General features: G+C 53.8%; 18 protein-coding genes, 4 tRNA genes and 2 rRNA genes. 20 read left to right on the top strand and 4 right to left on the bottom strand.

Features of this window, described 5'->3' with window-relative positions; all coding sequences use genetic code 11:
* Positions 1-9 precede the first annotated feature (9 nt).
* From ACWPW2_RS14325 to ACWPW2_RS14300, 6 genes are all read left to right on the top strand, one after another.
* Positions 10-86 (top strand) — tRNA-Ile (locus ACWPW2_RS14325).
* 108 nt (positions 87-194) lie between these two features.
* Positions 195-270 (top strand) — tRNA-Ala (locus ACWPW2_RS14320).
* Positions 271-448: 178 nt separating this feature from the next.
* Positions 449-3,355 (top strand): 23S ribosomal RNA (locus ACWPW2_RS14315).
* 92 nt (positions 3,356-3,447) lie between these two features.
* Positions 3,448-3,563, top strand: a 5S ribosomal RNA gene (rrf, locus tag ACWPW2_RS14310).
* 55 nt (positions 3,564-3,618) lie between these two features.
* Positions 3,619-3,695: transfer RNA gene (locus ACWPW2_RS14305), tRNA-Asp, on the top strand.
* Positions 3,696-3,703: 8 nt separating this feature from the next.
* Positions 3,704-3,779 (top strand) — tRNA-Trp (locus ACWPW2_RS14300).
* A gap of 123 nt (positions 3,780-3,902) precedes the next feature.
* Here ACWPW2_RS14300 and hdfR read toward each other — a convergent pair.
* A complete protein-coding gene (gene hdfR / locus ACWPW2_RS14295; RefSeq protein WP_034812870.1) occupies positions 3,903-4,724 on the bottom strand; it encodes an HTH-type transcriptional regulator HdfR in 822 nt (273 codons plus the stop codon).
* 118 nt (positions 4,725-4,842) lie between these two features.
* On the opposite strand from hdfR, the gene ACWPW2_RS14290 reads away from it, so the two are divergent.
* A complete protein-coding gene (locus tag ACWPW2_RS14290) occupies positions 4,843-5,181 on the top strand; it encodes a DUF413 domain-containing protein (protein ID WP_023479578.1) in 339 nt (112 codons plus the stop codon).
* A gap of 26 nt (positions 5,182-5,207) precedes the next feature.
* Here ACWPW2_RS14290 and ACWPW2_RS14285 read toward each other — a convergent pair whose 3' ends face one another.
* A complete protein-coding gene (locus tag ACWPW2_RS14285) occupies positions 5,208-6,728 on the bottom strand; it encodes a YifB family Mg chelatase-like AAA ATPase (protein ID WP_279794896.1) in 1,521 nt (506 codons plus the stop codon).
* 319 nt (positions 6,729-7,047) lie between these two features.
* Between ACWPW2_RS14285 and ilvL the strand changes: the two genes are divergently transcribed.
* The 6 genes from ilvL to ilvA all read left to right on the top strand — a co-directional run bounded on the left by ilvL (position 7,048) and on the right by ilvA (position 13,728).
* Positions 7,048-7,146 (top strand): ilv operon leader peptide, encoded by a 99-nt coding sequence (ilvL, locus tag ACWPW2_RS14280; RefSeq protein ID WP_032229281.1) that lies wholly within the window; start codon positions 7,048-7,050, stop codon positions 7,144-7,146.
* Between the two features lie 138 nt (positions 7,147-7,284).
* On the top strand, positions 7,285-8,931 hold the full coding sequence (ilvG, locus tag ACWPW2_RS14275; protein ID WP_454123768.1) for an acetolactate synthase 2 catalytic subunit: 1,647 nt from the start codon (positions 7,285-7,287) through the stop codon (positions 8,929-8,931).
* On the top strand, positions 8,928-9,197 hold the full coding sequence (gene ilvM, locus ACWPW2_RS14270) for an acetolactate synthase 2 small subunit (RefSeq protein WP_023479554.1): 270 nt from the start codon (positions 8,928-8,930) through the stop codon (positions 9,195-9,197). Before ilvG ends, ilvM begins: the two co-directional genes overlap by 4 nt.
* A gap of 17 nt (positions 9,198-9,214) precedes the next feature.
* A complete protein-coding gene (locus tag ACWPW2_RS14265) occupies positions 9,215-10,144 on the top strand; it encodes a branched-chain amino acid transaminase (RefSeq protein ID WP_076770438.1) in 930 nt (309 codons plus the stop codon).
* Between the two features lie 186 nt (positions 10,145-10,330).
* Positions 10,331-12,181: a dihydroxy-acid dehydratase gene (ilvD, locus tag ACWPW2_RS14260; RefSeq protein WP_023479566.1), complete on the top strand. Its 1,851-nt coding sequence runs from the start codon at positions 10,331-10,333 to the stop codon at positions 12,179-12,181.
* A 2-nt stretch (positions 12,182-12,183) separates the two neighbouring features.
* Complete coding sequence (gene ilvA / locus ACWPW2_RS14255) at positions 12,184-13,728, top strand: threonine ammonia-lyase, biosynthetic (RefSeq protein ID WP_279794897.1); 1,545 nt, start codon at positions 12,184-12,186, stop codon at positions 13,726-13,728.
* Here the strand turns inward: ilvA and ilvY are convergent.
* Complete coding sequence (gene ilvY / locus ACWPW2_RS14250) at positions 13,725-14,615, bottom strand: HTH-type transcriptional activator IlvY (protein ID WP_124970897.1); 891 nt, start codon at positions 14,613-14,615, stop codon at positions 13,725-13,727. The two genes, ilvA and ilvY, sit on opposite strands and share 4 nt — an antisense overlap.
* Before the next feature lie 153 nt (positions 14,616-14,768).
* Between ilvY and ilvC the strand changes: the two genes are divergently transcribed.
* Positions 14,769-16,244: a ketol-acid reductoisomerase gene (gene ilvC / locus ACWPW2_RS14245; RefSeq protein ID WP_023479616.1), complete on the top strand. Its 1,476-nt coding sequence runs from the start codon at positions 14,769-14,771 to the stop codon at positions 16,242-16,244.
* A 50-nt stretch (positions 16,245-16,294) separates the two neighbouring features.
* Here ilvC and ppiC read toward each other — a convergent pair whose 3' ends face one another.
* Entirely contained in the window at positions 16,295-16,576 is a 282-nt protein-coding gene (ppiC, locus tag ACWPW2_RS14240; protein ID WP_001140255.1) for a peptidylprolyl isomerase PpiC, read from the bottom strand.
* Positions 16,577-16,721: 145 nt separating this feature from the next.
* Here ppiC and rep point away from each other — a divergent pair, with 145 nt between their 5' ends.
* From rep to ACWPW2_RS14210, 6 genes are all read left to right on the top strand, one after another.
* Positions 16,722-18,743, top strand: coding sequence for a DNA helicase Rep (gene rep, locus ACWPW2_RS14235; RefSeq protein WP_277174521.1), 2,022 nt, complete (start codon positions 16,722-16,724; stop codon positions 18,741-18,743).
* 278 nt (positions 18,744-19,021) lie between these two features.
* Positions 19,022-19,273, top strand: coding sequence for a phosphopantetheine-binding protein (locus ACWPW2_RS14230; protein WP_454123763.1), 252 nt, complete (start codon positions 19,022-19,024; stop codon positions 19,271-19,273).
* 1 nt (position 19,274) lies between these two features.
* Positions 19,275-20,549: a beta-ketoacyl-[acyl-carrier-protein] synthase family protein gene (locus tag ACWPW2_RS14225; protein WP_454123761.1), complete on the top strand. Its 1,275-nt coding sequence runs from the start codon at positions 19,275-19,277 to the stop codon at positions 20,547-20,549.
* Positions 20,546-21,319 (top strand): MaoC/PaaZ C-terminal domain-containing protein, encoded by a 774-nt coding sequence (locus ACWPW2_RS14220; protein ID WP_454123759.1) that lies wholly within the window; start codon positions 20,546-20,548, stop codon positions 21,317-21,319. The genes ACWPW2_RS14225 and ACWPW2_RS14220 overlap by 4 nt, the downstream gene beginning before the upstream one ends.
* Before the next feature lie 12 nt (positions 21,320-21,331).
* On the top strand, positions 21,332-22,072 hold the full coding sequence (fabG, locus tag ACWPW2_RS14215; protein WP_023479582.1) for a 3-oxoacyl-ACP reductase FabG: 741 nt from the start codon (positions 21,332-21,334) through the stop codon (positions 22,070-22,072).
* Between the two features lie 30 nt (positions 22,073-22,102).
* The gene (locus tag ACWPW2_RS14210) at positions 22,103-23,053 is read left to right on the top strand and encodes a hypothetical protein (protein WP_454123757.1); all 951 of its coding nucleotides are present in this window, start codon (positions 22,103-22,105) and stop codon (positions 23,051-23,053) included.
* The last annotated feature ends 42 nt before the right edge of the window (positions 23,054-23,095 follow it).

The following is a 23,095-nucleotide window of genomic DNA, read 5'->3' as shown; positions in this document are numbered from 1 at the left end:
AATCTCTGCAGGCTTGTAGCTCAGGTGGTTAGAGCGCACCCCTGATAAGGGTGAGGTCGGTGGTTCAAGTCCACTCAGGCCTACCAAATTTTCCCTGAATACAGCGTTGTGAAACGACTCGCATACTTCAGTATGCTTCGCCCTTTCACGCCTTGTCTCAGGAAAAATTACCGGTAACGGGATTTAACTACGATGGGGCTATAGCTCAGCTGGGAGAGCGCCTGCTTTGCACGCAGGAGGTCTGCGGTTCGATCCCGCATAGCTCCACCATCCTCACTGTTCGTCACTAAAAAACTTCAGAGTACACATTCTGTGTGTGCTGCGAAGTTTTGCTCTTTAAAAATCTGGATCAAGCTGAAAATTGAAACACTGAACAATGCGAATTGTTCTGTGAGTCTCTCAAATTTTCGCAACTGAGGGTGTTTTACGAAACATCTTCGGGTTGTGAGGTTAAGCGACTAAGCGTACACGGTGGATGCCCTGGCAGTCAGAGGCGATGAAGGACGTGCTAATCTGCGAAAAGCGCCGGTAAGGTGATATGAACCGTTACAGCCGGCGATGTCCGAATGGGGAAACCCAGTGCAATCCGTTGCACTATCACAGCATGAATACATAGTGCTGTGAGGCGAACCGGGGGAACTGAAACATCTAAGTACCCCGAGGAAAAGAAATCAACCGAGATTCCCCCAGTAGCGGCGAGCGAACGGGGAACAGCCCAGAGCCTGAATCAGCCTGAGTGTTAGTGGAAGCGTCTGGAAAGTCGCGCGATACAGGGTGACAGCCCCGTACACAAAAGCACACAGGTTGTGAGCTCGATGAGTAGGGCGGGACACGTGGTATCCTGTCTGAATATGGGGGGACCATCCTCCAAGGCTAAATACTCCTGACTGACCGATAGTGAACCAGTACCGTGAGGGAAAGGCGAAAAGAACCCCGGCGAGGGGAGTGAAACAGAACCTGAAACCGTGTACGTACAAGCAGTGGGAGCCTCTTTTATGGGGTGACTGCGTACCTTTTGTATAATGGGTCAGCGACTTATATTCTGTAGCAAGGTTAACCGTATAGGGGAGCCGCAGGGAAACCGAGTCTTAACTGGGCGTTAAGTTGCAGGGTATAGACCCGAAACCCGGTGATCTAGCCATGGGCAGGTTGAAGGTTGGGTAACACTAACTGGAGGACCGAACCGACTAATGTTGAAAAATTAGCGGATGACCTGTGGCTGGGGGTGAAAGGCCAATCAAACCGGGAGATAGCTGGTTCTCCCCGAAAGCTATTTAGGTAGCGCCTCGTGAATTCATCTCCGGGGGTAGAGCACTGTTTCGGCTAGGGGGCCATCCCGGCTTACCAACCCGATGCAAACTACGAATACCGGAGAATGTTATCACGGGAGACACACGGCGGGTGCTAACGTCCGTCGTGAAGAGGGAAACAACCCAGACCGCCAGCTAAGGTCCCAAAGTCATGGTTAAGTGGGAAACGATGTGGGAAGGCCCAGACAGCCAGGATGTTGGCTTAGAAGCAGCCATCATTTAAAGAAAGCGTAATAGCTCACTGGTCGAGTCGGCCTGCGCGGAAGATGTAACGGGGCTAAACCATGCACCGAAGCTGCGGCAGCGACACTATGTGTTGTTGGGTAGGGGAGCGTTCTGTAAGCCGTCGAAGGTGTGCTGTGAGGCATGCTGGAGGTATCAGAAGTGCGAATGCTGACATAAGTAACGATAAAGCGGGTGAAAAGCCCGCTCGCCGGAAGACCAAGGGTTCCTGTCCAACGTTAATCGGGGCAGGGTGAGTCGACCCCTAAGGCGAGGCCGAAAGGCGTAGTCGATGGGAAACAGGTTAATATTCCTGTACTTGGTGTTACTGCGAAGGGGGGACGGAGAAGGCTATGTCGGCCGGGCGACGGTTGTCCCGGTTTAAGCGTGTAGGTGTGTGTTCCAGGTAAATCCGGTTCACTTTAACACTGAGGCGTGATGACGAGGCACTACGGTGCTGAAGTGACAAATGCCCTGCTTCCAGGAAAAGCCTCTAAGCATCAGGTAACACGAAATCGTACCCCAAACCGACACAGGTGGTCAGGTAGAGAATACCAAGGCGCTTGAGAGAACTCGGGTGAAGGAACTAGGCAAAATGGTGCCGTAACTTCGGGAGAAGGCACGCTGGTGTGTAGGTGAAGTGACTTGCTCACGGAGCTGAAACCAGTCGAAGATACCAGCTGGCTGCAACTGTTTATTAAAAACACAGCACTGTGCAAACACGAAAGTGGACGTATACGGTGTGACGCCTGCCCGGTGCCGGAAGGTTAATTGATGGGGTCAACCGCAAGGTGAAGCTCTTGATCGAAGCCCCGGTAAACGGCGGCCGTAACTATAACGGTCCTAAGGTAGCGAAATTCCTTGTCGGGTAAGTTCCGACCTGCACGAATGGCGTAATGATGGCCAGGCTGTCTCCACCCGAGACTCAGTGAAATTGAACTCGCTGTGAAGATGCAGTGTACCCGCGGCAAGACGGAAAGACCCCGTGAACCTTTACTATAGCTTGACACTGAACATTGAGCCTTGATGTGTAGGATAGGTGGGAGGCTTTGAAGCGTGGACGCCAGTCTGCGTGGAGCCAACCTTGAAATACCACCCTTTAATGTTTGATGTTCTAACGTGGACCCGTGATCCGGGTTGCGGACAGTGTCTGGTGGGTAGTTTGACTGGGGCGGTCTCCTCCTAAAGCGTAACGGAGGAGCACGAAGGTCAGCTAATCCTGGTCGGACATCAGGAGGTTAGTGCAATGGCATAAGCTGGCTTGACTGCGAGCGTGACGGCGCGAGCAGGTGCGAAAGCAGGTCATAGTGATCCGGTGGTTCTGAATGGAAGGGCCATCGCTCAACGGATAAAAGGTACTCCGGGGATAACAGGCTGATACCGCCCAAGAGTTCATATCGACGGCGGTGTTTGGCACCTCGATGTCGGCTCATCACATCCTGGGGCTGAAGTAGGTCCCAAGGGTATGGCTGTTCGCCATTTAAAGTGGTACGCGAGCTGGGTTTAGAACGTCGTGAGACAGTTCGGTCCCTATCTGCCGTGGGCGCTGGAGAATTGAGGGGGGCTGCTCCTAGTACGAGAGGACCGGAGTGGACGCATCACTGGTGTTCGGGTTGTCATGCCAATGGCACTGCCCGGTAGCTAAATGCGGAAGAGATAAGTGCTGAAAGCATCTAAGCACGAAACTTGCCCCGAGATGAGTTCTCCCTGAGACTTTAAGTCTCCTGAAGGAACGTTGAAGACGACGACGTTGATAGGCCGGGTGTGTAAGCGCAGCGATGCGTTGAGCTAACCGGTACTAATGAACCGTGAGGCTTAACCTTACAACGCCGAAGATGTTTTGGCGGAAGAGAGATGATTTTCAGCTGATACCAGATTAAGCCGTCCGGCGAAAGCGGGATGGCAACAGAATTTGCCTGGCGGCACTAGCGCGGTGGTCCCACCTGACCCCATGCCGAACTCAGAAGTGAAACGCCGTAGCGCCGATGGTAGTGTGGGGTCTCCCCATGCGAGAGTAGGGAACTGCCAGGCATCAAATTAAGCAGTAAACCGGGGCAACAAACCGGTGGTTGTAGAAAAATTCGGTGGAGCGGTAGTTCAGTCGGTTAGAATACCTGCCTGTCACGCAGGGGGTCGCGGGTTCGAGTCCCGTCCGTTCCGCCACCCTAATTAGGGGCGTAGTTCAATTGGTAGAGCACCGGTCTCCAAAACCGGGTGTTGGGGGTTCGAGTCCCTCCGCCCCTGCCAGAAATAATCCTTAGCATCTGCTAAGGATTTTTTTTTGCTTTTTTTTAGGCAACTCTCCTCTTGCGCCAGTACCTTTCTAATACTTCAAAAGATCTGAAGAGCGTCCTTGCCCTCCAGAACGCCCTATTCGATAACGTTAACCTTCAAAAGATCCTTTATCTGACTCTGTTTATCACTGTTTTGCAGCCAGATCGCATATAACGGACGCGAGAGTGTCTCTGTATCGACAACACGATATAAGCTCTCTTTCGGCTCAGCCCAGGAAACGGGCAACCAGGTACAACCATTTAGTTTTGGTAATTGTTGATGCGCCACTTCTGCTGAACTGGTCGTTAGCGTCGGCACGTCATCACTGGCGATCAATCCCGACTCATGTTGCTGAAAGTCCGGCCCCCACTCCAGGCGTAAGTAGTTGAGATCGCTTTTTTTCTTTTCTGGTTCGGCGCTATAAAGAGCAAGTGTGAAATGGCCTAATAACTGGCTGCTGAACTCATCCATCTTTGGCGTCTCGGTCGTTATCAGTAGATCGAGTTGTCTCTCATGTAACTGTTTTACCAGAGATTGTCGTTGCGCAATGCGTGCTTCAAACTGAAGGTTATCTTGCAAATGGTAAAGCCGGGAGAGCCAGTCACTCAGCATACATTCCCAAAGCGATGCGCTGGCACCAATTGAAAACTGATGATGCCGCGACGTATGTGCTACCTCTTTACGGGCGGCTTGCCAGGTACTCATAAGCGTTTCTGCATAGGGCAGCAGCTTCTCGCCGGCCGCGGTCAGGCGGATATTATTACGATGGCGGGTGAAGAGATTAACCCCCAACTGGTTCTCCAGCTGGCGGATACGAAAGCTCACCGCGGACTGCGTGAGATAAAGTGCTTCCGCTGCGCGCCCGAAGTGACGAGTCCTGCTCACTTCGAGGAAAGTTTTTAACAATTCCGTATCCACTGTTTTCTCCGCAAAATTTTTTGTCGTAATGATTTAAATGTTTTGTTTTACACTCTGTCAAGCGTAACTAATACTCCGCGCCATAAATAGCTCGGCCAAAGAATTAGGAGCGTGCAGGATGGCGGAAAGCTTTACGACGACTAATCGTTTTTTCGACAATAAAAATTATCCTCGCGGGTTCTCCCGTCACGGTGATTTCACCATCAAAGAGGCGCAACTGCTTGAACGTCATGGTTATGCTTTTAACGAGCTGGAACTCGGCAAGCGTGAACCGGTGACTGAAGAAGAGAACCAGTTTGTTGCCGTTTGCCGTGGTGAGCGTGAACCCAACACGGAAGCTGAACGTGTATGGATCAAGTATATGGCACGCATCAAACGTCCGAAGCGTTTCCATACTCTCTCAGGTGGAAAACCGCAGATGGAAGGCGCGGAAGATTACACTGAATCCGAGGATTAAGAAGAAAGGGGCTCCGGCCCCTTTTTTTATGCCAACATATTTTGTAGATGAATGAGTAGCCTGTCGATTGCCCGGTAACTTAGCGCTTCCTGCAAATGTTCCCGACGAATGGTTTCCTGTTGTTCAAGATCCGCGATGGTTCTGGCTACCTTAAGCAACCGCTGCCAGGCGCGTACGGATAAACCCAGCCGCGTCAGCGTCTCTTCCAGCCATTTCCCATCTTCTTTCGTCAGCGCACAGAAGCGCCTGGTTTCGCTGCTCTCCAGTTGCGCGTTGAGCTTTTGCTGGCGCTGATGCTGTTGCGCCTGCGCTTCAACCACTCGCGCACGCACAGCGTCGCTGCCTTCACCCCCTTGTTGTGGTTCACTCATTAAACCGCGTGTGGGCAACGGTATCTCCAGCGAGAGATCGAAGCGGTCGAGAAAAGGGCCGGATAACTTTCCCAGATAACGTAACGTTTGCTCGGGCGAACAGCGATTATGTTTTCCCTGATAATGACCGGTCGGACTTGGATTCATAGCTGCGATCAATTGAAAGCGGGCGGGGAAAGTGACTTTTGCCCGCGTACGCGAAATATGGATCTGCCCGGATTCAATCGGTTCGCGCAATGCATCGAGAACACGGCGTTCAAATTCGGGGAGCTCATCAAGAAAAAGCACGCCGTTATGCGCCAGAGAGATCTCGCCAGGTGCTGGTATGGATCCTCCTCCAACCATGGCAGTTAATGAGGCGCTGTGATGCGGCGATCGAAACGGCCTGCGCTTCCAGTGGCGGGTCAAGCTTGCGCTATTGATTAAACTCATCACCGCCGCGCTCTCTAATGCTTCGGTATTAGAGAGCGGAGGAAGTAAGCCGCTCATTCTGCTGGCCAGCATCGTTTTTCCCGTCCCCGGCGGGCCAATCAAAAGCAAGTTATGCCCTCCGGCCGCTGTAATTTCCAGCGCACGCTTCCCTTGTTCCTGACCAATAATGTCCCGCAGATCCTCTCTGTGCTCATCTTCCAGCGCAGCCAGGGGGGTAGGGTTCAACAACGTCTGTTTACCTTCCAGAAACGCACACACCTCCAGAAGATGATTCGCCACCAGACACGCCTGCGTCTCAGCCAGGCTCGCTTCCGCTTCGTTCTCTTTCGCAATGACAATTCGCCTGTTAGCCTTCACGGCTTCCATAACGCACGAGATAGCGCCGGGAACGCCGCGTAACGCGCCCGTAAGCGCTAACTCACCGACGAATTCGTAATGGTCGAGTGACGCCGCGTTCACCTGCTCAGAGGCCGCCAGGAGCGCGATAGCGATAGGTAAGTCATATCGCCCACCCTCTTTAGGCAGATCTGCGGGTGCCAGGTTAATGGTGATCCGCTTTGCGGGGAAATCATAACCACTATTGATGACGGCACTGCGTACGCGATCGCGGGCCTCCTTAACCGTCGTTTCGGGCAGCCCGACAATGGTTAATCCTGGCAGCCCGTTGCTGATATGAACTTCGACGGTGACAAGCGGTGCGGCGACGCCTAACACCGCTCTTGTATAGATTACTGACAACGCCATAGACCCTCCTTGTCGATAGCATTATCTTGCTGCCTCCCGCTTTTTTCATCGAACAGATATCGTTATTACGCGTTTGTTTCCAGCATATCGCTGCAATTTCGTATATGTTTCGCCACGCTGGAAGGGAGTTCACAACTTGCCAGCCAGCCGATAAAGCGTGAAATATTTTCACCTCATATTTTTGCTATATAAAACAAACGCTTTTTAGTTAATCCCCTTAACTTTCAAATGAGGCGTCATAATTTTTTCTTGTGCCACATCGCAAATCTGTGTTACCTCTTTAGGCATTCCTTCGAACATGAAGCAAGAACGAACAACTATGACAGCCCTTCTACGAGTGATTAGCCTTATCGTGATTAGCGTGGTGGTGATTATTATCCCACCGTGCGGGGCTGCACTTGGACGAGGAAAGGCTTAGAAATCAAGCCTTAACGAACTAAGACCCCCGCACCGAAAGGTCCGGGGGTTTTTTTATCACCAAAAAACGCAAACCAGGAACAGAAATGAATATCAGCATAAAATTCTGTTTCTCACGATATTCGACGGGGATGTAGCTATGAATGGAGCACAATGGGTGGTACATGCGTTGCGAGCGCAGCAGGTCGATACGGTTTTCGGCTATCCTGGCGGTGCAATCATGCCGGTTTACGATGCGCTATATGACGGCGGCGTGGAACACCTATTGTGTCGGCATGAGCAGGGCGCAGCGATGGCGGCTATCGGGTATGCTCGCGCAACGGGTAAAACCGGCGTCTGCATTGCCACTTCCGGCCCGGGTGCGACGAACTTAATCACCGGTCTTGCGGATGCGTTGCTTGATTCCGTTCCGGTGGTGGCGATCACCGGGCAGGTTGCTGCTCCACTGATTGGCACCGACGCTTTTCAGGAAGTGGATGTGCTGGGCATGTCTCTCTCCTGTACCAAACACAGCTTCCTGGTTGACTCTCTTGATTCTCTGCCGCGCGTGATGGCGGAAGCGTTTCATATCGCCAACTCCGGCCGCCCCGGCCCGGTGTTAGTTGATATCCCGAAAGATATTCAGCTGGCCGTTGGTAACTGGGAGCCGGACTTCGTCACTGAGCAGGAGGAGGTCGCATTTCCTCAGGCGGAGGCTTCTCAGGCCGCGGCGATGCTCGCTCAGGCGAAAAAACCGATGCTCTACGTTGGCGGCGGTGTGGGGATGGCGCAAGCGGTTCCTGCCCTGCGCGCGTTCCTGGCAGAGACGAACATGCCGATTGCCTGCACGTTGAAAGGCTTAGGCGCGGTGGCACCAGCCTACCCCTATTACCTGGGTATGCTGGGCATGCACGGCACGAAAGCGGCTAACTTTGCCGTACAGGAGTGTGATTTGCTGATTGCCGTTGGCGCGCGTTTCGATGATCGTGTGACCGGCAAACTGAACACCTTCGCGCCTCATGCTCGCGTTATCCATATGGATATCGACCCGGCAGAGATGAGCAAGCTGCGCCAGGCGCATGTTGCCTTGCAGGGCGATTTAAATGCGCTGCTGCCTGCGCTGCAACAGCAGTTGGCAATCGATGAGTGGCGTCAACACTGTGCCGATCTGCGCCACGAACATGCCTGGCGCTACGATCACCCCGGCGAGGCAATCTATGCTCCGCTGCTGTTAAAGCAGCTTTCAGATCGCAAACCGGAAAACAGCGTCGTGACGACGGATGTTGGCCAGCATCAGATGTGGGCTGCCCAGCATCTGAGCTTTACCCGCCCGGAAAACTTCATCACCTCGAGTGGCTTAGGCACCATGGGCTTTGGCCTGCCCGCCGCCGTTGGCGCGCAGGTTGCGCGTCCGGAGGATACGGTAATCTGTATCTCCGGTGACGGCTCCTTCATGATGAATGTGCAGGAGCTGGGCACCGTAAAACGCAAGCAGTTACCGCTGAAGATCGTTTTACTCGATAACCAGCGATTAGGGATGGTTCGCCAATGGCAGCAGTTGTTCTTCAATGAGCGTTACAGTGAAACCACCCTGACCGATAACCCCGATTTCCTCATGCTGGCCAACGCCTTCGGCATCCCAGGCCAACACATTACCCGTAAAGACCAGGTTGAAGCGGCACTTGACGCAATGCTCTCAAGCGATGGGCCCTATCTGCTTCATGTCTCGATCGATGAGCTCGAGAATGTCTGGCCGCTGGTGCCGCCCGGTGCCAGTAACTCACAAATGCTGGAGAAATTATCATGATGCACCATGACGTCGCTGTTGAAGCTCGCTTTAATCCGGAAACCTTAGAACGCGTGCTGCGCGTAGTGCGCCACCGTGGCTTTCAGGTATGTGCAATGAACATGGAAACGGCCTGCGATGCGCGCAACATAAATATTGAATTGACCGTTGCCAGCCCGCGTCCTGTCGAATTACTGTTTAGCCAGTTGAGCAAACTTGTCGACGTTGCCAGGGTCGATATCCGGCAGCGCGCTACATCATCATCATCACAACAAATCCGCGCGTAAGCGCAAAAGGAAGCATAATGACGACGAAAAAAGCAGACTACATTTGGTCCAATGGCGAGATGGTACGTTGGGAAGACGCGAAAGTTCACGTAATGTCTCACGCATTGCACTACGGTACGTCTGTATTTGAAGGTATCCGCTGCTACGACTCGCACAAAGGGCCAGTTGTTTTCCGCCATCGTGAGCATATGCAACGTCTGCGCGACTCCGCCAAAATCTACCGCTTCCCGGTCTCCCAGAGCGTCGACGAGCTGATGGAAGCCTGCCGCGCGGTGATCCGTAAAAACAACCTGACCAGCGCCTATATCCGTCCGCTGGTGTTTGTCGGTGATGTCGGCATGGGCGTTAACCCGCCGGCAGACTATACCACCGATGTCATCATCGCCGCCTTCCCGTGGGGCGCCTATCTGGGCGCAGAAGCGTTGGATCAGGGCATTGATGCGATGGTTTCCTCCTGGAATCGCGTAGCACCGAACACTATTCCAACTGCTGCGAAAGCGGGCGGTAACTATCTCTCATCCCTGCTGGTCGGTAGCGAAGCGCGCCGCCATGGTTATCAGGAAGGTATCGCGCTGGACGTTCACGGTTATATCTCTGAAGGCGCGGGCGAAAACCTCTTCGAAGTGAAAGATGGCATCCTGTTTACGCCGCCGTTTACCTCCTCCGCGCTGCCGGGCATTACTCGCGACGCTATCATCAAGCTGGCAAAAGATCTCGGTATCGAAGTGCGCGAGCAGGTGCTGTCTCGTGAATCCCTCTACCTGGCCGACGAAGTCTTTATGTCCGGCACCGCGGCTGAAATCACGCCGGTGCGCAGCGTCGATGGTATTCAGGTTGGCGAAGGTCGCTGCGGCCCGGTCACCAAACGTATTCAGCAAGCATTCTTTGGCCTCTTCACCGGTGAAACGGAAGATAAGTGGGGCTGGTTGGATCAAGTTAATCCATAAATACCCGTCATACTTCAGGTTGTCGGTGTGTTGGCTGCACGCGTTCAGCCCAGTCACTTACTTATGTAAGCTCCTGGGGATTCGCTCGCTTGCTGCCTTCCTGCAACCAGAATGGTTTGGGGTAGAGCAAATAAATATGGGATGGCACGCACCATCCCATCGACAAGACAGACGGGAGTAAAGAGCATGCCTAAGTACCGTTCCGCCACCACCACACATGGGCGCAATATGGCGGGTGCCCGCGCGCTGTGGCGCGCTACCGGAATGACCGATGACGATTTCGGTAAGCCGATCATTGCCGTCGTAAACTCGTTTACCCAGTTCGTGCCAGGCCACGTGCATCTGCGCGATCTCGGTAAGCTGGTTGCGGAGCAGATCGAAGCTGCAGGCGGCGTGGCGAAAGAGTTTAATACCATCGCCGTGGATGACGGCATCGCCATGGGTCACGGCGGCATGCTTTACTCTCTGCCTTCGCGCGAACTGATCGCCGACTCCGTTGAATATATGGTGAATGCCCACTGCGCCGACGCGATGGTGTGCATCTCCAACTGCGACAAAATCACCCCGGGGATGTTGATGGCCTCTCTGCGCCTGAACGTTCCGGTTATTTTTGTCTCCGGCGGCCCGATGGAAGCCGGGAAAACCAAACTCTCCGACCAGATCATCAAACTCGATCTGGTGGACGCGATGATTCAGGGCGCGGACCCGAAAGTCTCTGACGATCAGAGCGAGCAGGTTGAGCGCTCCGCCTGCCCGACCTGCGGCTCCTGCTCAGGCATGTTTACCGCCAACTCGATGAACTGCCTGACCGAAGCGCTCGGCCTGTCACAGCCGGGTAACGGTTCGCTGCTGGCAACCCACGCCGATCGTAAAGAGCTCTTTATCAACGCCGGCAAACGCATTGTTGAGCTGACCAAACGCTACTACGAGCAGGACGATGAAACCGCGCTGCCGCGCGCGATCGCCAGCAAAGCAGCGTTTGAAAACGCCATGACGCTGGATATCGCCATGGGCGGCTCCACCAATACCGTGCTGCACCTGCTGGCAGCGGCGCAGGAAGCAGAAATTGATTTCACCATGAGTGATATCGACCGTCTCTCCCGCCATGTGCCGCAGCTGTGCAAAGTGGCACCGAGCACGCAGAAATACCACATGGAAGATGTTCACCGCGCGGGCGGGGTGCTGGGCATTTTGGGCGAGCTGGATCGCGCCGGGCTGCTCAATCGCGAGGTGAAAAACGTGCTCGGCCTGACGCTACCGCAGACGCTGGAAAAATATGATGTGATGCTGACCGAGGACGAGGCGGTGAAAACCATGTTCCGCGCGGGTCCGGCGGGCATTCGCACCACCCAGGCGTTCTCGCAGAATTGCCGCTGGGATACGCTGGATGACGATCGCGCCGAAGGGTGTATCCGCTCCCTTGAGCACGCTTACAGCCAGGAGGGCGGTCTGGCGGTGCTGTACGGCAACTTCGCGGAGAACGGCTGTATTGTTAAGACCGCGGGCGTTGATGACAGCAACCTGACCTTTACCGGCCCGGCAAAAGTGTATGAAAGCCAGGATGCGGCGGTTGAAGCGATCCTCGGCGGGAAAGTGGTGGCGGGCGATGTGGTGGTTATTCGTTATGAAGGGCCGAAAGGCGGGCCGGGCATGCAAGAGATGCTCTATCCGACCAGCTTCCTGAAATCAATGGGTCTCGGCAAAGCGTGCGCGCTGATCACCGACGGTCGTTTCTCTGGCGGCACCTCTGGCCTCTCTATTGGCCACGTTTCACCGGAAGCTGCCAGCGGCGGCAATATCGGTCTGATTGAAGATGGCGACATCATCGCAATTGATATCCCGAACCGTGGTATTCAGCTGCAGCTGAGTGACCGCGATCTGGCGGCCCGCCGCGAAGCGCAGGAAGCTCGTGGCGATAAAGCCTGGACCCCGGTTAACCGTGAGCGCCAGGTCTCCTTTGCGCTGCGCGCTTACGCTACTCTCGCTACCAGTGCGGATAAAGGCGCAGTACGCGACAAATCCAAACTGGGAGGTTAATGATGGCCGACGCCCAACCCCTCTCTGCCGCCCCCGAAGGGGCGGAGTATCTGCGCGCCGTGCTGCGCGCGCCGGTCTATGAAGTGGCACAGGTAACGCCGCTGCAGAAGATGGAGAAGATCTCTGCCCGGCTGGATAACGTTGTGCTGGTGAAGCGGGAAGATCGCCAGCCGGTGCACAGCTTTAAGCTGCGCGGGGCCTACGCGATGATCGCCGGCCTGAGCGCAGAACAGAAAGCCCACGGCGTGATCACCGCCTCGGCGGGCAATCACGCGCAGGGCGTGGCGCTGTCATCCACGCGGCTCGGCATCAAATCGCTGATCGTTATGCCGGTTGCGACGGCGGATATCAAAGTTGACGCAGTGCGCGCGTTTGGCGGCGAAGTGCTGCTTCATGGCGCAAACTTTGACGAAGCGAAGGCCAAAGCGATTGCCCTCTCTCAGCAGCAAGGTTACACCTTTGTGCCGCCGTTCGATCACCCGATGGTGATTGCCGGCCAGGGTACGCTGGCGCTGGAGCTGTTGCAGCAGGATGCGCATATCGATCGCATCTTTGTGCCGGTGGGCGGCGGTGGGCTGGCAGCGGGCGTCGCGGTGTTGATTAAACAGCTGATGCCGCAAATTAAAGTGATTGCTGTAGAAGCGGAAGATTCCGCCTGCCTGAAAGCGGCACTGGACGCCGGTTATCCCGTCGACCTGCCGCGCGTGGGTCTGTTTGCCGAAGGCGTGGCGGTCAAACGCATTGGTGATGAGACCTTCCGGCTCTGCCAGTCCTACCTTGATGACATCATCACCGTCGATAGCGATGCCATCTGCGCGGCAATGAAAGATCTGTTTGAAGATGTCCGCGCGGTGGCGGAGCCGTCAGGCGCGCTGGCGCTGGCGGGGATGAAAAAGTATATCGCCAAACATAACATTCGCGGCGAGCGGCTGGCGCATGTGCTCTCCGGTGCGAACGTCAACTTCCACGGCCTGCGCTATGTCTCTGAGCGCTGCGAGCTGGGCGAACAGCGCGAAGCATTGCTGGCGGTCACCATTCCGGAGGAGAAGGGCAGCTTCCTCAAATTCTGCCAGCTGCTGGGCGGGCGCTCAGTGACGGAATTTAACTACCGCTTCGCGGATGCGAAAGATGCCTGCATTTTTGTCGGCGTACGTCTGAGCCGCGGGCTGGAAGAGCGCAAAGAGATCCTCGCTCTGCTGCATGAAGGCGGCTACAGCGTGGTCGATCTCTCCGATGATGAGATGGCGAAGCTGCACGTGCGCTATATGGTGGGCGGTCGCCCGTCCAAGCCGTTGCAGGAGCGTCTTTACAGCTTCGAGTTCCCGGAGTCGCCAGGCGCACTGCTGAAATTCCTGCATACGCTGGGCACCCACTGGAATATCTCGCTGTTCCATTACCGCAGCCACGGCACCGATTACGGGCGCGTGCTGGCGGCGTTTGAGCTGGGCGAGCATGAGCCGGATTTCGAAACCCGGCTTAATGAACTGGGCTATGAGTGTCACGATGAGACCCATAACCCGGCGTTTCGCTTCTTCCTCGCCGGTTAATGGCCCGGCAGGATCTGCCAGAACGCGTTAATAAGCGGCTCATGCAGCCGCTTTTTTTGTGCGCAGACGCCAAGCTCGAAAGGCGTTTTTTCATCGCTACGCTCAAGGATCATCACGCGGTTGCGCACCGGTTCAGGGCTATTTTCCAGCACCACTTCCGGGATTAACGCCACGCCACAGCCCAGCGCAACCATGGAGACCATCGCTTCATGACCGCCGACGGTGGCATAAATCGACGGATTGCTGATTTTATGGCGGCGGAACCAGAGCTCAATACGGCGGCGCACCGGCCCCTGATCCGGCAGAATAAACGGCACCGTCGACCAGTCCGGATCGGGCTGCGAGACCTGGTTGCGTACCGGGCAGGGCAGCGCCGGGGCAATCAGCACGACCGTGAGATTCTCCAGCATCGAAAAGGCCACGGCACCTGGCAGTGTCTCCGGCTTGCCGGCAATCGCCAGATCCGCTTCGCCGGTCACCACTTTTTCCATCGCATCGGCGGCATCGCCGGTAGAGAGCTTAATTTCTACCGACGGGTGTTCCGCGCGAAAGCGATCGAGTATCGGTGGTAAATGGCTGTACGCCGCGGTCACAGAACAGAAGAGATGCAGTTCGCCGGAGAGCGACGGGCCTTGCTGATCGAGAGTGTGCCGCAGCTGTTGATACTGCAATAACGTCTGTTGGGCAAAAACCCGCAACTCTTCGCCCGCTTCGGTCAGCGTGACGGTGCGGTTATCACGCACAAAGAGCGGTTGGCCGAGATCCTCTTCCAGCCGCTGGATCTGGCGCGAAAGTGTTGAGGGGCTGACATGCATGGCACGCGCGCTGCGGCCAAAATGGCGGCTCTCGGCCAGGTGCAGAAACATTTTCAGATCGCGTAAATCCATGAGACCCGCTCCACAAAATTACATTGCAAAAATTGCAATGTCACATTGTTAATATATCAATTTAAGCAACGCATTTCCTGACATATAGTGGGTTCAACCTCGCGCAACAGCGAATCGAACAATAAGCACGACACAACATCTACGGAGTACACCATGGCTAACTACTTTAATACACTGAACCTGCGCCAGCAGCTGGCGCAGCTGGGCAAATGTCGCTTTATGACGCGTGAAGAATTTGCTGATGGCGCAAGCTACCTTCAGGGTAAAAAAGTGGTCATCGTCGGCTGTGGCGCACAGGGTCTCAACCAGGGGCTGAATATGCGTGACTCCGGTCTGGATATCGCTTACGCCCTGCGTGCGGAAGCGATCGCCGAGAAGCGCGCCTCCTGGCGTAAAGCGACTGAAAACGGTTTTAAAGTCGGCACTTACGAAGAGCTGATCCCGCAGGCGGATCTGGTGGTAAACCTGACGCCGGACAAACAGCACTCTGACGTTGTGCGTACGGTTCAGCCGCTGATGAAAGATGGCGCGGCGCTCGGTTACTCCCACGGTTTCAACATCGTCGAAGTGGGCGAGCAGATCCGTAAAGATATCACCGTAGTAATGGTGGCACCGAAGTGTCCGGGAACCGAAGTGCGTGAAGAGTATAAGCGTGGTTTTGGCGTGCCGACGCTGATCGCGGTTCACCCGGAAAACGATCCGAAAGGCGAAGGCATGGCAATTGCCAAAGCCTGGGCCGCAGCGACCGGCGGTCATCGCGCTGGCGTGCTGGAATCCTCCTTCGTTGCCGAAGTGAAATCTGACCTGATGGGCGAGCAGACTATCCTCTGCGGCATGCTGCAGGCGGGTTCGCTGCTCTGCTTTGACAAGCTGGTGGCTGAAGGTACCGATCCGGCCTATGCGGAAAAACTGATTCAGTTCGGCTGGGAGACCATCACCGAAGCGCTGAAGCAGGGCGGTATCACGCTGATGATGGACCGCCTCTCTAACCCGGCGAAACTGCGCGCTTACGCGCTCTCCGAGCAGCTGAAAGGCATTATGGCACCGCTGTTCCAGAAGCATATGGATGACATCATCTCCGGCGAATTCTCCTCCGGCATGATGGCTGACTGGGCGAACGACGATAAGAAACTGCTGACCTGGCGTGAAGAGACCGGTAAAACCGCCTTTGAAACCGCGCCGCAGTATGAAGGCAAAATCAGCGAGCAGGAGTACTTCGACAAAGGCGTGCTGATGATCGCGATGGTGAAAGCGGGCGTTGAGCTGGCATTCGAAACCATGGTCGCTTCCGGCATCATCGAAGAGTCGGCGTATTACGAGTCTCTGCACGAGCTGCCGCTGATCGCCAATACCATCGCGCGTAAGCGTCTGTACGAAATGAACGTGGTGATCTCCGATACCGCTGAGTACGGTAACTACCTCTTCTCATATGCCTGTGTGCCGCTGCTGAAGGAGTTTATGACCACGCTGCAGACCGGCGATCTGGGCAAAGCGATTGCTGAAGGTGCGGTTGATAACGCGCAGCTGCGCGATGTGAACGAAGCGATTCGCAGCCATGAGATTGAGAAAGTGGGTCACAAACTGCGTGGATATATGAAAGATATGAAGCGTATCGCCGTCGCAGGTTGATTTTCGCAGAACAGTAACAGAAGCCCGGTAAATGCTACCGGGCTTTTTTATTAGTTGCGGTACAGCACTTTGATGATGTGGTAACCGAACTGGGTGTGCAGCGGGCCGGTTGGCTCCAGCACCGGGCAGGAGAAGACCACTTTATCGAACGCCGGAACCATCTGGCCCTGGCGGAATTCACCTAAGTGACCGCCCTTTTTGCCTGACGGGCAGATAGAGTGCTTTTTCGCCAGCTTCTCGAAATCGCCGCCGTTTTTGATCTGCTCCAGCAGGTCCAGCGCCAGTTTCTCTTCTTTAACAAGGATATGCAGTGCTGCTGCAGTTTTTGCCATGATCGTGCCTTGAGTGAGGTTATTGAGGCTGGCTATACTACCACGCCTTTATACACTTCGGCCTTCAGCCTGCCTCTTTGTTGGCCCGTCGTCGCCTTGCCGAATCGGTATATTTTCCCTGACTTTCATTGAGTGATGTTTCTTTATGCGTTTAAACCCCGGACAACAACAAGCCGTCGAATTTGTCACCGGACCTTGCCTGGTGCTTGCAGGCGCGGGATCCGGTAAAACACGCGTGATCACCAATAAGATCGCCCACCTGATCCGCGGCTGCGGCTATCAGGCGAAGCATATTGCCGCCGTCACCTTTACCAACAAAGCGGCGCGCGAAATGAAAGAGCGCGTGGCGCAGACGTTGGGTCGCAAAGAGGCGCGTGGCTTGATGATCTCCACCTTCCATACGCTGGGCCTGACCATCATCAAGCGCGAATATGCTGCGCTTGGCATGAAAGCCAACTTCTCGCTGTTTGACGATACCGATCAGGTGGCGCTGCTCAAAGATCTTACCGAAGGGGTGATCGATGACGATAAGGTTGTGCTGCAACAGCTGATCTCGACGATCTCCAACTGGAAAAACGATCTGCTGACGCCACAGCAGGCTGCCGCGCAGGCAGCGGGCGAGCGGGATCGCATTTTCGCGCACTGCTATGGTCTGTACGACGCACATATGAAGGCGTGTAACGTTCTCGACTTTGACGATCTGATTTTGCTCCCGACGCTGCTGTTACAGCGCAATGAAGAGGTGCGCGAGCGCTGGCAGAACAAGATCCGCTACCTGCTGGTGGATGAGTATCAGGACACTAACACCAGCCAGTATGAGCTGGTAAAACTGCTGGTGGGCCAGCGCGCGCGCTTTACGGTGGTGGGGGATGACGATCAGTCGATCTACTCCTGGCGCGGCGCGCGACCGCAAAACCTTGTTCTGCTAAGCCAGGATTTCCCTGCGTTGCAGGTAGTGAAGCTGGAGCAGAACTACCGCTCTTCCGGGCGCATTCTGAAAGCGGCCAACATCCTTATTGCCAATAACCCGCACGTTTTTGAAAAGCGGCTCTTTTCGGAACTGGGCTACGGCACCGAGTTAAAAGTCCTCAGCGCCAACCATGAAGAGCATGAGGCCGAGCGCGTGACCGGCGAGCTGATCGCCCATCACTTCATCAATAAAACGCAATATAAGGATTATGCGATCCTCTATCGCGGCAACCACCAGTCGCGCGTGTTTGAAAAATTCCTGATGCAGAACCGTATTCCTTACAAAATTTCCGGCGGCACGTCGTTCTTCTCACGCCCGGAAATTAAGGATCTGCTCGCTTACCTGCGCGTGCTTACCAATAGCGATGATGACAGCGCTTTTCTGCGCATCGTTAATACGCCGAAGCGCGAGATTGGTTCCGCCACGCTGCAAAAGCTGGGCGAGTGGGCGATGGTGCGCAATAAGAGCCTGTTTGCCGCCAGCTTTGATGTCGGCCTTAACCAGACGCTAACCGGGCGCGGTTATGAAGCGTTAACGCGCTTCACCCAATGGCTCGGCGAGATCCAGCGCCTGGCAGAGCGTGAGCCGATCGCGGCGGTGCGCGATTTGATTCACGGCATTGATTACGAATCCTGGCTATTTGAAACCTCGCCCAGCCCGAAAGCCGCTGAAATGCGGATGAAAAACGTCAATACGCTGTTTGGCTGGATGACCGAAATGCTCGAAGGTAGCGAGCTGGATGAAGCGATGACGCTGGCCGAAGTGGTCACGCGCTTTACCCTGCGCGATATGATGGAGCGCGGCGAAAGCGATGATGAATCGGATCAGGTGCAGTTAATGACCCTGCACGCTTCCAAAGGCCTGGAATTCCCCTATGTCTTTTTAGTTGGCATGGAGGAGGGGCTGCTGCCGCACCAGAGCAGTATTGATGAGGACAACGTCGATGAAGAGCGACGTCTGGCTTATGTGGGCATTACCCGCGCGCAAAAAGAGCTGATATTTACCCTGTGCAAAGAGCGTCGCCAGTATGGCGAGCTGGTGCGCCCGGAGCCGAGCCGCTTCTTGCTCGAACTGCCGCAGGACGATCTTATTTGGGAGCAGGAGCGTAAAGTTATCAGCGCTGAAGAGCGGATGCATAAAGGCCAGGCCAACGTTGCCAATATTCGCGCCATGCTGGCAAAAGCGAAGGGCCAATAAAATAAGCGGAAGCTTCCAAAGTAATTATCGGGAAGCTTCTGTTTTTATTTCCTTAAATATTATTCAGAATTTTGTTTTCTATTAAAGCATATTTATTGCATGTCTAATTCTCTTCGCTATTAATCGTGACTCTCTTCGCACTCTTATTAAATGCAGAGATATATCTTGCATAATCTTTGACATTATCAAATGGCGCTTGTAGTTTAATTTATGTCACATCTTTGCTGTATATCAGTTATTTATATTTACTGTCTAAACATGTTTATAAGGATATAAATATGAGCGAAAATCTCGATCACTTTCTTCGGTCATTAATTGATAAGCTAACGGATTATGATACCGCAGAGCTTAATCACGATACCCCCATCGAAGCACTGGAGCTGATTAGCCTTGACTTTGTGACTATCAAAGTCGAAGCGAAAAAGGTGCTTGGCATTGATATCGATTTGAATGCATTAGCGCAGTCGCAGCCTGAAACATACGGCGATTTAATCGGCTATTTGCAAAAAAACGCTCTTCGGGGGGAATAGAATGGATGCTGGTGCAGATCACGGACAACGCGTTGTTATTACAGGCTATGGTGCCATTTGCTCATTAGGCGAGAATAGCGAGCAAATATGGCAAGCGATACGCGATAAAAAAACAGGCTATGAAATATGGGACGATCCGGGAAAAGGCGTCGGCGCTAAATTCTTCGGACGGGTTAATTCTCCCCTAAATCTCTCTCGCTTCTCGAGAAAAGTCCTTAAAAACGCCCCGCGTTTTGCCGAGCTCGGCCTGATTGCCGCGGATGAAGCCATCACCATGGCCTTTGGTAACGAGCAGGATATCTTTTCCCACTACGATCCGTGCGACTGCGGCGTCATCTTTGGTACCGGCTGGGCGGGGTTTGATTGCTCAACCATCAACTATTATGCCTATTCCGATCCCCACTCGCTGGCCGCATCGGCGCATAGCTGTTTTCACTCGATGCCGAGCATTGGCACCTCACTTATCACCGTCAACTGGAAGCTCAGGGGCTATCAAAATAGCCCGGTTGCCGCCTGTGCCACGGGCAATATCGCCATCGGCGATGCCTATGAAATTATTAAAAGTGGAAAAGCACGGATGATGATTGCCGGCGGCGGCGAGAGCCTGATGCAGCCTTTTACCGTCTGGTCTGTCGACATTCTTGGTGCCTTGTCGAAAGAGCAGCAAGATGTTGTTAAGGCCTGCTGTCCTTTCAGTCTCGACAGAAGCGGGTTCATCCTCTCCGAGGGTGCCGCGACCGTCTGTCTTGAGCGGCTGGAAGATGCGCTGGCGCGTAATGCGACTATTTATGGTGAAGTGGTGGGCTATGCGAATCACAGCGATGCTTACGTCAATCTCACGGCGCCTGCGCCGGATCTTATTGGCAGAGTAACCACCATCCAGCGGGCGATGGCGTATGCCGGGCTTGGGGTTGAGGACATTGACTATATCAATGCTCACGGTACTTCGACGCCGATGAATGATTACAACGAAACGCTGGTGCTAAAAGAGGTATTTGGCGAGCGCGCGCATGCTATTCCGGTTTCCAGCACCAAATCCTATACGGGGCATCTTATTGCCGCGGCTGGCGGGGCGGAAACGATCTTCTGCCTGAAAAGTATGGCCGACAGGATGATCCCGGCGACGATAAATCTTCAGCGCCCGGACCCGAAGTGCGATCTCAACTACGTCCCTAATAACCATCTTTTCGGTCAAAAATTAGATCATGTCATCAACGTGAATTACGGCTTTGGTGGGGCAAACAGCTGCCTGGTACTGAAGAGGTTCTCCGCATGATAAGACGCTATGGCGCGCAGGATATCGAGCGGTGGGCGCAATTTTCCGGCGATCGCAATCGTGTTCACTTTGATAGAGACTTTGCGATAAAAAATGGCCTGAAAGATATTATCGTGCAGGGCATGCTCCCTTTGCTTGATGCAAAGCTACTGCTGGCGGATAGCCTCGACCAAACCTCTGTGCTCAATTTTTATATTAAAAAGCCGGTGCCGATCGATACCGATGTTCAGATGAGCATAAAGTGTGAGTGCGGGAAGAGAAGTGTCGCGGTTAAAGTGGGTGATGATCCGAATAGCTCTATTACGGCGGCGGTTTTGCCGCAAAAGCCGCCGGATCGCCCCATATGCGCCTATCCTGCGGCAGTGAGCGAGCAAACTATCCAGACGCATCTTGAACAATTGCGACTCTGTTATCCACATATCACCCATCAATGGGTCATGTTTGATACCCTGCTGTTTTCAATTTCTTTTAATCAACGGAAAGATGACTATTTCAAAAAGCAGGCTGAGAAAATAGCTAAATTTCATTCTCTAGAGAATATTACGACATACCATGTAGCGAATAAGATATTTATCCACCAGCGGTTAATTACCGGAGGCGAATTAAGTTATTCCGATCTCAGGTATCTGATCGAAGATAAAGATATCTATATCGATCAGGACTCTGCTTACAACACCTTTACTATTCATGTACTGGAGAATGATGAGATTATTTTCCAGTCCTCTATCGATTGTTTAACCAGGGTCTACGATCGCACGCAGGAAAGTTAAAGGATTAACAAAATGGGTAATAAAAAATGGGTTTTAGTCACGGCAGGCAGCCGTGGCATCGGGGCTGCTATTGTCAAAGAGCTGGTGCGGCAAGATTATCACGTTGTTTTCACCTATAAAAATAATAGCGCGCTTGCGGCCGTGCTGATGCATTCACTCAACGTTGATCACGAGGTTTGCTGGTGCTACCCCTGTGATGTCTCGAGCGTTGAATCGGTGAAGGCGCTCAGCGAAATATTACGTAAAAATCATGGCACCCCCTACGCCATTATTAATAATGCCGGGATTACCAAAGATGCGCTCAGTTTTACCATGAGCCTCGATGACTGGCTGGATGTAATTAATACCAACCTCAACTCGCTCTTTTATCTCAATCACTGTTTGCTTAATGAGATGTTAATGCAGAGAGATGGCTGCATTATCAATATTAATTCGGTTGCTGGCTTACGCGGCAATATTGGCCAGGCGAACTATTCAGCATCAAAATCCGCGCAGTATGGCTTTACCAAAACGCTGGCCCGGGAAGTGGGGAATTTTAATATTCGCGTGAACTGTATCGCGCCGGGTCCGGTGAAGACCGACATGCTTTCGGCGCTCCCGGAAAAAGCCGTTTCGCAGCTTGTCAAAATGACCCCGCTCAGAAAGCTGGGTCAGCCCGAAGATGTGGCACTCATGGTTGCTTTTCTGCTCGGTAGGGGCGGGAAACATATTACCGGACAGACCTTTGTTATCGACGGCGGCTTGTCCATTTGATCAGGACGTTCAAATGAAGAGGAAAAGAGTATGGATCTTAAATTAAGAGCGGTACCGCAAGAAGTGTATGGCGTGATGGAGTTGAACGAGAATTTTAATTATCTGTGGAACCCCGACCCCGTCTCTTCGCTTATTGGTCTTGGCACATCCTATGTGCTGGAGTTTTTCGAATTCTACGGAGAGCGCATTGGTGATTACTACGATGAGTTTATTCCGGAGTCGCCGCAAAAGGATGAGCGCTTCGCCCTGTTTGTGACGCAGGAAAAAAGGCACGCGGCGGCACACCGGAAACTCAATAACTTTATTACCAAGAGCATCGCTCCGCCGGTCCGGGAGAAGTTCCATCCCCGCGTTTATGATTTTCTGTACGGTGCTTATAAAGAGATGGCCGAGCCGATTATCGGCGGCATCGAGCGTGATAAGGCCAACGGCAAAAAAGCCGATGGTGCATTTTTTAAAGAGGCGGTACGCAGCATCGCGATATTTGAAAGCCAGGTGTGCATGACCGGGCTCTCTTTCTTTGAAAACCTGTTTGAAAACGGCCGCTTTGAACTGGTGAGTAATCTCTCTGGCAACCTCGGCGTGCTCTATTTACTGGGCTATCACTACACCGAAGAGATGGAGCACTGCTGCGTTTCGATCGAAGCGTTCGAAACCATTTATCAGGAGAAAGTCTGGACCCGCGCCTTAGTCGATCAACATGTCCACAGCCGCAACCTGCTTGCCAGCCAGGTTCTGCTTTCGACCCTGCATGTCGCCAGAATGCTTAACCAGCAACTCACCGTTGAGCAGATCACTAACAGCGTGGCCTACCAGTATCGTGAGCAGATGGCGAAGAAATACATTGTCGAAGGATTCAATGCCCGAGAGCCGGAGATCCTGGCTCGCCGTAAATCACTGGTCGAACGCTGGGACAACGAGTGGGAACCGCGTTTGTTAGAGAAGATCGGGCAGCGTATTCGCGCAGGTGCCCGAGGATAACGTTCTACTCTCGCTGATGCCTGACGCGCGTTGGGGATCAGC

The organism is Kosakonia sp. Marseille-Q7440 (assembly GCF_965119485.1).
The sequence above is the reverse complement of the archived record's forward strand: the minus strand, read 5'-3'. Positions and strand labels throughout refer to the sequence as shown.